The organism is Pantoea sp. Cr_R13, assembly GCF_029222565.1.
GTDB lineage: Bacteria > Pseudomonadota > Gammaproteobacteria > Enterobacterales > Enterobacteriaceae > Pantoea > Pantoea eucalypti.
In genome coordinates, this window is the sequence record NZ_JARHXL010000009.1 from 292817 (window position 1) to 304852 (window position 12036).

Genomic DNA, 12036 nt, shown 5'->3' on the forward strand with positions numbered 1-12036 from the left:
GGCTTCTCAAAGGGGCATGATTACTATCGGAAAATTATCCGAATTGTAATTTTAGTGTTACAATAAATGTCTATTAGTGTGAAAAAAATCAATCTGACTATCGTTTATAACTTAATAGGAAGCATCATGTCTGATGATAAAGTTACTGGTTTTCTAAACAAGAATCATCTACTTGCAGCACTACCTGAAGATGTGAAGGTTAGATTACGCCCTTTCACAGAGCTTGTTAATTTAGAACTTGGACAGGTAATGTATGAATCTGGTGATAAAATGTCATATGTCTACTTCCCTGTAGACTCTATCGTTTCGTTACTTTATGTCATGGAGAATGGTTCCTCGGCTGAAATTTCGGTAGTTGGGAATGAGGGACTTGTAGGCATATCACTTTTTATGGGAGGAAAGAGCACATCCAGTCGTGCTATTGTTCAAAGCGCTGGAATGGCCTATAAACTGAGAGGTAAAAAGTTAACAGAAGAGTTTGACCGCCACGGGAAGTTACTTGCACTGATGCTCCGTTATACACAATCGTTAATAACTCAAATGGCTCAGACTGCTGTTTGTAATCGTCATCACTCAATTGATCAGCAATTATGTCGCTGGCTTTTACTCTCTTTAGACCGACTTCCAGACAATCATTTAAAAATGACACAGGAATTAATTGCTAATATGCTGGGAGTAAGGCGAGAGGGGGTGACCGAAGCAGCAGGGAAATTGCAACGTTTAGGTATTATTGATTATCACCGTGGACATATCACTGTTTTGGATAGAGACAAACTTGAATCTCTCAGTTGTGAGTGTTATGCAGTTGTTAAAAAAGAGACTGATCGGCTATTACCTTATACTTAGTGATAAATAAAATAACTTTCGATTAAAACACTAATTACCCACCACTCTGCCTGCGATCAGAAAATAAATAAAGGCCGGGTAAATTTTTATTTACTTATGTTCGCTACCGTACAGAAGTCATTAACATACCTTCGTATAATAAAGCATAACCTGAAGTAAAGGTTCAACTTTTTAAGCAGAGGTGGTTATGCCGTATGATTTCTGGAATAGTCTCTATGCCGGTTGGGGTTGGTTTTTGTGGTTTGCCGTCTGGGTTCTTCTGGTTTCCAGCATTGGACACTGGGGTTACAGTTATCGTGTTAACAGACGTGCATCTGTAAATAAACATAAAACAGCCCTCGATATGTTAAACGAGCGCTATGCACGCGGCGAGATTAAGCGTGACGAATTTACACACATCAAGGCTGAAATAGCGCCAAGAAACCCAACATTATGAAATCCCCTACTCTTAATCAGGTTCAGTTATGGGAAATTGACGGCTACTGGCGAGCAGCTAACTATCTTTCAGTGGGGCAAATATACCTCACTGAAAACCCTCTTTTAAACCGTCCCCTCGTGTCATCTGATATTAAGAAGATGCTTCTGGGGCACTGGGGGACAACACCGGGTCAGAATTTTATTTATGCGCATTTGAATCGCGTTATTAAAAAATTTGACCTTGATATGATTTATCTTTCTGGGCCTGGTCATGGAGGCCCTGCAGTGGTAGCAAATACTTACCTGGAGGGGACATATACGGAAGTCTATCCTGAAATAAGTCAGGATTTCTCAGGAATAAAACGACTTTTTAAACAGTTTTCTGCTCCAGGCGGAATCCCTAGTCACGCCTCGCCAGAATGCCCAGGCTCCATTCATGAGGGAGGAGAGTTAGGATATTCACTAAGCCATGCTTTCGGAGCAGCATTTGATAATCCAGATCTGATTGTTGCCTGCGTCGTAGGTGACGGTGAAGCTGAATCAGGACCGCTGGCGACAGCATGGCACTCTAATAAATTTCTTAGCCCTGTCAGTGATGGAGCAGTATTGCCTATTCTGCATTTAAATGGATATAAGATTTCAAATCCGACCATATTGTCACGGATCAGTCATGATGAGCTAGAACATCTTTTAACGGGCTATGGCTGGCGACCGGTTTTCATAGAAGGTGATAGTCCTTCTAAAATGCATGAGAGCATGGCGGCAGCGCTTGATTGTATCGTAAAGGAAGTCCGGGATATCCAGTTTAATGCCCGAGTGAATGATGAGGACAAAAGACCGCGCTGGCCCATGATTGTTCTCAAATCGCCTAAAGGCTGGACAGGCCCTGAAGTTGTGGATGGCGTTCAGATTGAAGGTACATTTCGTGCGCACCAGATTCCCCTATCTAATCCGGCGACAAACCCCGAACATCTTCGGCTTCTTGAAAGATGGTTACGAAGCTACAAGCCTTATGAATTATTTGATGAGAGTGGGCGCCTGTTCCCAACATTTGCAGCATTAGCACCGACTGGAGAAAGGCGCATGGGCGCAAATCCGCACGCAAACGGTGGCAAATTATTGCGCGATCTGGAGATGCCAGATTTTCATAACTATGCCACTGATGTGCCAACCCACGGCGTCCAGGATGCTGGTGATACTCACGCGCTCGGCCCATTCCTGCGAGACATCGTAAAACTCAATAGTGCTTATCATAATTTTCGTGTTTTTGGGCCCGACGAAACTATCTCTAATGGATTAGTTGCTTTGTTTGAAGCCACTCGCCGGCAGTGGGAGGCTACGACTGAGATAAATGACGAATATCTCGGCCGCAGCGGCTGCGTTATGGAGGTCCTCAGTGAGCACCAATGTCAGGGCTGGCTGGAAGGTTACCTGCTAACCGGCAGACACGGCTTATTCAATTGTTATGAGGCATTCATCAGCATTGTGGATTCAATGTTCAACCAGCATGCGAAATGGTTAAAAGTCGCCACAAATTTGCCATGGCGTCGTGATATTGCGTCACTTAATTATTTACTGACGTCTCATGTCTGGCGACAGGACCACAACGGTTTCTCTCATCAGGATCCGGGCTTTATCTCGCATGTCGTTAACAAGAAGGCTGAGGTAGTCCGGGTTTACCTGCCGCCTGATGCCAATTGCCTACTCTCGGTAATCGATCATTGTCTGCGCAGTCGAAATTACGTAAACGTCGTTATCGCCGGGAAGCACCCCGCACCACAGTGGTTATCAATGGATCAAGCGGCTGAGCACTGTGCTGCAGGTATCAGTATCTGGGAATGGGCGAGTAACGATCAGGACAGTGAAGCTGATGTGGTTTTGGCCTGCTGCGGAGATGTTCCTACTCTGGAAACCCTGGCTGCAGTATCAATCCTGCGAAACTATTTACCAGCGCTGAAAATCCGCGTGGTAAATGTCGTCGATCTCATGAAGTTACAGCCTAATAACGTACATCCACATGGACTGAGTGACGAAGCGTTCGATGCATTCTTCACTGTTGATAAACCGGTTATATTTGCCTTTCATGCTTATCCTGCTCTGATTCATACACTGACTTATCGTCGAACAAACCATTTTAATATACATGTTCACGGTTATAAGGAGGAAGGTACGATAACAACACCCTTTGATATGACAGTGCTTAATGAACTTGATCGCTTTCATTTAGTGATGGATGTGATCGATAACGTTCCAGAAGCCGGACGAGAAGGTTCAGCAATCAAGATTTTGCTCGAAAGTAAGTTGAATGAGCATCGGCTTTATATTAACACCCATGGCGAGGATATGCCCGAGATACGTAACTGGAAATGGAATAACGAAAAGTGAAAATAAATAAATCTTTTGAATTATGAGAAAAAACAATCCGCTATGGGTTTATTACCAACCATAGCGGCGGATGTAGAACATCTTCATCAATTGAGTCAGGCCGATATACCCGGCGAGGATAACTGGTAAAAGTGAGAAATAGAGCGGTGGCAGTGACTCGAGTTTAAAGTAACTGGCTAATGGTCCCATTGGTAAAAATATGCCCGCCGCCATAACTAACGCAGTCATTATGATCAGCGGAAGGCTGGCGCGACTCTGTATGAAAGGAACCTTAGGAGTACGAATCATGTGCACAATCAGTGTTTGCGTTAACAGACCGACAATAAACCAGCCTGATTGAAAAAGTGTCTGAGTAGCAGGCGAGTTTGCGCCGAAAACATACCACATTAACGAAAATGTGATGAGATCAAATACCGTACTAATAGGTCCGAAGAAAATCATAAAACGACCGACTTCGCTGGGCTGCCAATGCTGTGGTTTTGCGGTCAGCTCATCATCAACGTTATCGAAGGGTATCGCAGATTGTGAAATATCGTAAAGCAGGTTTTGCACCAGAAGATGGACTGGCAGCATGGGTAAAAAGGGAATCAATGCGGATGCGAAAAGAACAGAAAATACGTTTCCGAAGTTTGAGCTTGAGGTCATTTTTATATATTTCAACATATTACTAAAAGTACGCCGTCCTTCTAAGACACCCTCCACCAGAATCAGTAAGTTTTTTTCGAGTAAAATAATATCTGCTGCCTCTCTGGCAATATCAACAGCAGTGTCAACAGATATTCCGACATCAGCGGAGTGTAAAGCGGGAGCGTCGTTTATACCATCACCCATATATCCCACGATATACATATTTTTTTTCAGCGCTTTAACAATCCGGTCTTTGTGAAGCGGCGTTAGTCTGGAAAATACATTATGGATTTCAACAGCTTTAAGTAAATCATTATCCTGCATATTCTCAATATCCTGCCCAAGCAGAATATTTTGTGATTGCAGACCGACCTCTTTACATATTTTAGCCGTAACCCGTTCATTGTCCCCCGTTAATACCTTGACCAGCACACCATGTTCGGCAAGTGCCATCAGCGCGGGCGCAGCAGAATCCTTTGGCGGATCCAGAAAGGCGATATAGCCAACCAGCGTGAGTTCAGACTCATCTGCTATGCTGTAACCCTTTAAAGCCTGCGGCTCTGCACGAGTTGCAACCGCTACCACACGTAAACCATCGTCATTGAAATTGCCGGTAATCTCCCGAATGCGCTCAAGTAAAGTTGCTGATAACGGCTCGGTAATTTCTCCATGCTTTACCTGCGTACAGACAGCGAGAATTTCTTCAACGGCTCCCTTTGTTATCAATATGTTATTTTCATTTTTCTCGCATACGACGACTGACATACGTCGTCGCGTAAAATCAAAAGGAATTTCGTCGATTTTTATGTAATCTTGCGTGAGAGTCAGATTCTGGTTTACCTCCTGATGTTCGAGAACAGCGACATCAAGCAGGTTCTTCAGGCCCGTCTGATAGAAACTGTTAAGATAAGCGAGTTCCAGCACCTGAGAGGACTCCTTTCCCCAGACATCGACATGGCGCGCAAGAAAAATTTTATCCTGTGTTAATGTTCCTGTTTTGTCTGTACATAAAACATCCATTGCACCAAAACTCTGGATAGCGTCCAGTCGTTTAACAATAACTTTTTTTCTCGACAAAACTACTGCGCCCTTCGCCAGCGTGGAAGTGACAATCATTGGTAACATTTCAGGTGTCAGACCCACCGCTACGGACAGAGAAAATAGCAGTGCCTGCAGCCAGTCTCCTTTACTGAACCCATTGATTAAAAAGACTAACGGGACCATGACAACCATAAATCGAATCAGAAGCCAGCTGACCTTATTCACGCCGGCCTGAAAAGCGGTAGATGTTCTCGTCGTCACGCTGATCTGAGAGGCCAGCGTACCAAAATAGGTTGCATTCCCCGTAGTCAGTACCACCGCAGTAGCAGACCCTGAAACCACGTTCGTCCCCATAAAAAGGATATTCTCAAGATCCAGTACGTTGTTCGCGTGCAGATCAGGTTGTATTGCGTGCTTCTCTACAGGCATGGATTCGCCAGACATCGCCGACTGTCCCAGATAGAGGTCTTTAGCAAACAACACCCGGCAATCTGCAGGAATCATATCTCCGGCAGATAAAAGAATGACATCACCGGGTACAAGCATCTTAATAGGGATGTCTGCATGCAGAATGGACTTTGTCTTTAGAGCATTCACATTGTCGTCCACAGCAGGTACATCCTCTTCAACTAGGGTGGGACGCTGGACAGTTGCGGTATTACTCACCATCTCTTTTAGCGATTCGGCAGCTTTATTAGATTTACTTTCCTGCCAGAATCGCAAGACCGTTGATATTGCCACCATGCAAAGAATCACAAGGGCTGACTTATTATCCTGCGTGAGAAAGGATATAACAGCCAGTAACGTCAGAAGTAAATTAAAGGGATTTTTAAAACTGCTCCAGAGTCGGATGCCCCAGTGCAGAGGTTTTTCGCGATCAATTTCATTCAGTCCAGTGCGTCTGCGTACTGCTGATGCCTGTTCCTCAGTCAGCCCCTGAGGATGTCCGGCCAAATGCATAATAATGACGTCAGGTGAACTAACCGCTGCTTTAATCAGCGAAGCTGTCAGCTCACCAGACACAGCTTCATGAGCAGCTGTTCGCACAGTCGTATCGACTAGCGCGCTACGCTGAAAATGGCGGTTATGCATAAGACCGACAAAATATTCATGTAAAGTGGTAAGCTTCATTGCATTCTCCCTGGCTACTACAAATGACATTCTCCATCAATGGGCAAAAACTTAGCTCGCTGCCCGGTGTCCTTAGCAATCACAAATATCAAAACCGTGAGTTACGAGAGGGAAATATTGATCGTGCAGGCTCGTAAGCTTTTCTTCCTGAAGTAATGCTTTTTTTTAGCGCTGAGGATTTTCCTAATGAAATACCCATTTCTGTATATGCACTGGAGATTTGACTTGAGCTTCCTCCGGAAAGAGTACAGTAATATTCTTTTTTCAGGACGTATTCTTTATGAGCAGATTCTGCATCCCGAAGCAGAGATTCGTGTTGACTGCTGGTTTTTACAATTTCGGACATCATCTTTATTTTGGTCATAATGTGAATCCTGAACGTTGATTATCTGTTCATTTTATCTCTTTATCAGAAGAGTTATGTTCGATAGCGAACATAGCCCTACATAAAAATTTTATTTGTTTTTCAAAAAGATAAATGCAAAAACTTCTGTTTATCTATAATCGATTTTTTATTTTTTCAAAGCAGTAAATAAAAATGACAGAGGCATTGTGAATATGAATTAATTTACTTCGGCAGTTTTAATATTTAATGATTAAAGGGCTTAACAAAGGCCTTGGTACACCTCTTCTTCTTGAGCGAAATGTAGACGAAGAATGGCATCCAGACTGTAAAGAACTCGCTGAAGGTCTGCTATCGTCTCTGCATTCGCTTTTACAACTGGCAACATGGTTTCAATGAGGTGAGTGAGACGTATTCCTAAAGCAAAAATTTCTCTGTGAGTACAACTCATTGCTGCCATGGGGTCGCCGCCGCTCAGTCGCCAGTCCAGAGCTAAAGCACATGCGGCTGCCACGTCATTAAAGAGGAGTGCGTAATTTTCTTTTGGGTGACCTGCCGCTGTGCCCAGGTAAAGAGCTGCCACTGGATGAGGTGTGGAGTCAGGTGAGTCATGAGCATTTGTGTGTAATAAAGCAAAGTCTGAAGACCAAGGCGGATGTCCTTCTTTTACTTAAAGAGCTATTTTTCTGAAGTCATCAGCCGTGTTTAGTGCGCCAGGATGTATAAATGAACCATTTTCAGAAAAACACAATTGTGAAAATCCAAAAAACGACATGACCGCAATAGCAATATTTTCATTTTTCATGATGTTAGATAATATTCAGTTGTGTTTTATAAGAGGAACGCTACGCAGCTACAACACAGATCACGATTGACATGATCGCCCACATATTAGTTCATGCCGATGTTAGCAAAGTCCGCTTTTGGCACAAAGCGGACTGACTCCAGGTTAGCGTCCTCCCTTATTTAAGGATAGCGATGCATCGAACCGTTGAACTCACAGCGAGAAACGGACCTTACAATCGTTTCAGGAAGCACAGGAAATATTGTTAACTCGATTATCAGTTTAGTAAAATTAAGGTTAAAGATTAGCTGCCAACCCGGAGTAAAGGGCCAGCTCTCAGATAAATCCCAGCACTCTGATGACAGTCGAAGCTGTGAGAGATATGGGGTGGGGGAATAGGCGAATGTTTGAGTCCTGATTGCTATGCTGGCATGTAACATTCACCTACCGCAAGGCTGGCCAGCTGAGCCAGGGAACATATCTGATGACAAAAGCATTAGCCTTGATTATCAACAGACCCCTCATTTTCAGCCTGGAGTGAATGCAATACGGAGCGCACAGGTTTCGTTGCGCCAAGATGCAGGTAGCGTAGTTCATCCATGAAGATATCCCAGAGTGCGGGCCCACCCTTTTCAAGTACTTCAGCACGTAACACCGATTCCTTACTGGCATCAGTATGTTTTATCCCCCAGGACACCATATATGCGAGTAAAGGGACGAGCTGTATGGCGGCTTCTGTAAGACTGTAGATGACTTTTTGCTGATGATTTGGATCCGGACTTCGTGTCAGCAGCCCTGATGCGGTGAGGCTTTTAAGCCGGCTGGCAAGAATGTTGGTGGCAATACCCTCTTTGTTTTTCTCCAGCAAGGTGCCGTAGTTACGCCTGTTTTCAAACATAACGTCACGGATAACGATGAGGCTCCATCGGTCTCCGATATGTTCAAGTGTCAGGTTGATAGGACAACCTGAGCGTCTCATTTGCTGCAATGTCTTTATCCTCTTTATAACTTTCCGCTTGCATTATGCAAGTATCATAAATATTCTACAACCACTTGCACGATGCAAGTGTTACTGGCTGTTATGCCTCAACAGAAAGATGTATATGAAAATATTCACTATTTTCATGTATTTAATAACGAAATCCACATACCTCGGACAGGGGTGCATTGGATGGATAAAGCCGGGTATAAAAGCACTTTATTGCTCCTCGTTGATTTCGGGGTGTACATATTTCACGATCAAGAGTAATCAGGAAGTAGTATGAAATTGTTAACTAAAAGTTCGCGTGCTTTACTCGCAGTATCCCTGGCACTTGCCAGTCCTCTCATTGCAGTCTCGCCGGTATAGGCCGCTGCGCCGCTGCAGCATCATCAGGTGCCTGGCTTCTATCGCACGATGGTTGGGGACTATGAAGTGACCGCACTCTATGATGGCGGTGGTACCATCAGTTCAGAACTGCTGCATGGAAATCCTAAGCTTATTCAGTCTCTTCTGGCGCGATCGTTCCAGAACGATCCCAAACACGTTTCAGCCACGGTTCAGGGTTTTCTGGTTAATACCGGCTCTAAGTTAGTCCTTGTTGATACTGGTGCGGGGGGGCACTGGGGACCTGCCACACTCGGTAAGCTTGTGCAGAACCTGAAAGCTTCAGGTTACAAACCTGAGCAGGTTGACCTCGTACTTCTGACCCATCTCCACGGCGACCATGCCGGGGGGATTTACAAGGACGGCAAACGCGTTTTCCCGAACGCGACCGTGATGATGAAAAAAGCCGACGCTGATTTCTGGCTCTCTAAAGAAATCATGAATAAAGCACCTGAAGATGCAAAAATTTTCTTCAAAATTGTACAGGATGGCTCAGCGCCTTACATCGCAGCAGGTAAATGGAAACCGTTCGACAGCATGGATGAAATCGTTCCCGGTATTAAACCTGTTGCTATTCCCGGACATACGCCTGGCCATACTGGCTACATGGTCTCTTCGAAGGGGCAATCCCTGTTGATATGGGGTGATATCGCGCATGTAAGTGCCGTCCAGATGCCGCATCCTGAAAACAGCATCGTCTTTGACTCGGACAACGAAGCTGCCGTCAAAACACGTGAAGCGCTACTCAAGAAACTGGCGGCTGATAAGACAATGATTGCCGCAGCGCACATGCCTTATCCCGGTTTAGGTCGTCTGCGCGTGGCTGATAATGGCGTAGGCTATGACTGGGTACCCGCTACTTTTAGCGATCTGGAGTAAACATGCCATGGCCTATAACTCGTCTTCACTTCATTCTTTGCGGGGTGCGATGTTCGCGTCAGCATCTGCGCATCCCGTAAAAACCGTCGGGGCCCTGCGTGCCGGAATAGAATCCATCGCGCAAGCGAATCCGCCAGCCGATGACCTGATCATCGAGGCCACTAATCTGGGAGGCGTATCTGCAGTTTCTATTACGGCACCAGGCGCATCGGCAGATCGCGTTATCCTTCATTTCCACGGCGGTGGCTGGGTATCCGGATCTCCTTCCTCCCATTCAGGCATGCTTGGCGAGCTTTCGCGAGCGGCAAAGACTCAGGTCATTGTGGTTGACCACTCTCTGGCTCCTGAACATCCGTTTCCGGCATCTTACGACGAGTCTATTCGCAGCTATGAAGCCGTGCGTAAATTGGGCAAGCCGTTTGCTATAACCGGAGACTCCAGTGGCGGCGGTATGGCGCTGAATGTTCTTGCCTATGCGTCATCACAGGGTCATAAAGACGCCCGGGCCGCATTACTCATCAGCCCATGGGCTGACCTGACACTGTCTCTGCCTTCAATAACGCAGTTAGCAGACCGTGACCCGATGGTCGATGTGGCAGCATTACGTGATGCAGTCAGAGCTTATACAGGAAACCATGATTTAAAAAATCCGCATATTTCCCCTCTTTTCGCAGACATGCATGATTTTCCTCCAGTGCTTATCCATGTGGGAAGCGATGAAATACTGCTTGATGACTCCCTGGAAATAGATCGGAAGATTCGGGCTGCGGGCGGCAGGTCTTACCTTGAGGTATGGCCTGAAATGTTACATGTCTGGCACATTCTGACCGGCACCTTACCTCAGGCCCATGATGGACTGCAGAGAGCCGGTGAGTTTCTTATGGGATATCTGGAGAAATAGTGCCTCCGCATTTCTGGTTGTAATGGTTATAACCAATCCGTTATCAACGAAGTTAACATTTCTGGCAGGCGATGATTATGAACAATAATACCCAATCAGCATCAGCATCATGGATGCAAATTCTCAGCAAGAAAGGAACTCCCGAATTTGCTGCATCCTTTACACCTGACGTCAGCCTTCAGACCTCTGCCCTGAGTAAGGATGTGGTCGGCCCGACAGCCATTGGAAGTTTCTTCACCACAACGAGCACCCTTTATGAAAACATTGTTTTCGTGAAAGAATCGATCGTTGATGAAAAAACTTACCTTGAGTGGGATGCTACACATTCGGGTAAACCCATTGCTGGCATGACTGTCCTCACCCGAAATGATTCAGGCCTCATCAATAATATTAAGCTTTTCCAGAGTCCTTTTTCTGTCATTCGTGAATTCTCATCTGCACTGAGTGTGCAGCTGCAGGCCGTTTTGGGTCAGGAATTTTTCAAGTAAGTCGGCATATCAGGAAAGCCTGACTAAAGCTAATTCACAAAACCGAGGTAATTTTTATGCCGACATTTCATGCTCACATTGCAGCCCAGACATTCTCCAGCGAAGAGAAGCGTGGCCTGGCTGATGCCTTAAATCTTGCGCTTCATGAAGCTATGGATACGCCTATGGAGGACCGTTTCATCATCATTACTGAGCACAAGGAGGATGAATTTTTCATCCATCCGACCTTTCCTGAGATGAAAAGATCAGAAAAGCGGATGCTGGTAACGGTAACGACCGGTATCAGCAGAACCGTGGAGCAGAAACGCAAGCTTGCGGAACTGGTTACCCGATACGCCGTTGAAAAAGCCGGCGTCAGTCAGGATGATATCAGTCTTCTGATTTATGCCATTCCACTGGAGAACATGAGCTTCGGAGCCGGGAAACTGGTGTCTGATGCAGAACTTTCTATGCCGTGGGTGAACAAATAAAAACGTTGGGATGTTGCGATAGGAAATATCTTTCCTGATTCCATGACCTTCAGGCCTATAGTTGCACAAAAAAATCAGCTTTATGTACCTAATGAAAAGCCGCCTCTGGGCGGCAATTTCTTCTGATGTTCCAGCGGTAGGCATAATTCACCCAATTGACCAGCTTCGCGCAGATTAGTGCATCCCGATGTTAACAACGTCCGCTTCTGGCACAAAGCGGGCCATCTGGATGTAAGGTCCGCTTTAAGCGATCTCTGTAAATTGATGATTGCCGGTGTCAGAGAATGACAGAGTAATGAGCTTTACCCTGGTCTTCCCAGCTACAATGACGGGAATGGTTAGGCCACTTTGTCAGAAC

Annotated in this window: 10 protein-coding genes; 7 read left to right on the forward strand and 3 right to left on the reverse strand. The window is 45.4% G+C overall.

Features of this window, described 5'->3' with window-relative positions; genetic code table 11:
* Window positions 1-126: 126 nt before the first annotated feature.
* From P2R09_RS05370 to P2R09_RS05380, 3 genes are all read left to right on the forward strand, one after another.
* Complete coding sequence (locus tag P2R09_RS05370; RefSeq protein WP_275767789.1) at window positions 127-846, forward strand: Crp/Fnr family transcriptional regulator; 720 nt, start codon at window positions 127-129, stop codon at window positions 844-846.
* Window positions 847-1033: 187 nt separating this feature from the next.
* The gene (locus P2R09_RS05375; protein WP_275767791.1) at window positions 1034-1282 is read left to right on the forward strand and encodes an SHOCT domain-containing protein; all 249 of its coding nucleotides are present in this window, start codon (window positions 1034-1036) and stop codon (window positions 1280-1282) included.
* Window positions 1279-3648 (forward strand): phosphoketolase family protein, encoded by a 2370-nt coding sequence (locus tag P2R09_RS05380; protein WP_275767793.1) that lies wholly within the window; start codon window positions 1279-1281, stop codon window positions 3646-3648. Before P2R09_RS05375 ends, P2R09_RS05380 begins: the two co-directional genes overlap by 4 nt.
* Before the next feature lie 51 nt (window positions 3649-3699).
* Here P2R09_RS05380 and mgtA read toward each other — a convergent pair whose 3' ends face one another.
* The 3 genes from mgtA to P2R09_RS05395 all read right to left on the reverse strand — a co-directional run bounded on the left by mgtA (window position 3700) and on the right by P2R09_RS05395 (window position 8553).
* Window positions 3700-6447 (reverse strand): magnesium-translocating P-type ATPase, encoded by a 2748-nt coding sequence (mgtA, locus tag P2R09_RS05385; protein ID WP_275767795.1) that lies wholly within the window; start codon window positions 6445-6447, stop codon window positions 3700-3702.
* Between the two features lie 88 nt (window positions 6448-6535).
* On the reverse strand, window positions 6536-6811 hold the full coding sequence (locus P2R09_RS05390; RefSeq protein ID WP_275767797.1) for a hypothetical protein: 276 nt from the start codon (window positions 6809-6811) through the stop codon (window positions 6536-6538).
* A gap of 1259 nt (window positions 6812-8070) precedes the next feature.
* Window positions 8071-8553 (reverse strand): helix-turn-helix domain-containing protein, encoded by a 483-nt coding sequence (locus P2R09_RS05395; RefSeq protein WP_275768116.1) that lies wholly within the window; start codon window positions 8551-8553, stop codon window positions 8071-8073.
* Window positions 8554-8988: 435 nt separating this feature from the next.
* Between P2R09_RS05395 and P2R09_RS05400 the strand changes: the two genes are divergently transcribed.
* The 4 genes from P2R09_RS05400 (at window position 8989) to P2R09_RS05415 (ending at window position 11678) form a co-directional block, all read left to right on the forward strand.
* Entirely contained in the window at window positions 8989-9819 is an 831-nt protein-coding gene (locus P2R09_RS05400; RefSeq protein ID WP_275767799.1) for an MBL fold metallo-hydrolase, read from the forward strand.
* 7 nt (window positions 9820-9826) lie between these two features.
* A complete protein-coding gene (locus P2R09_RS05405; protein ID WP_275767801.1) occupies window positions 9827-10720 on the forward strand; it encodes an alpha/beta hydrolase in 894 nt (297 codons plus the stop codon).
* 77 nt (window positions 10721-10797) lie between these two features.
* Window positions 10798-11208, forward strand: a complete 411-nt coding sequence (locus P2R09_RS05410) for a hypothetical protein (protein ID WP_275767803.1) — start codon at window positions 10798-10800, stop codon at window positions 11206-11208.
* Between the two features lie 56 nt (window positions 11209-11264).
* The gene (locus tag P2R09_RS05415) at window positions 11265-11678 is read left to right on the forward strand and encodes a tautomerase family protein (RefSeq protein WP_275767805.1); all 414 of its coding nucleotides are present in this window, start codon (window positions 11265-11267) and stop codon (window positions 11676-11678) included.
* The last annotated feature ends 358 nt before the right edge of the window (window positions 11679-12036 follow it).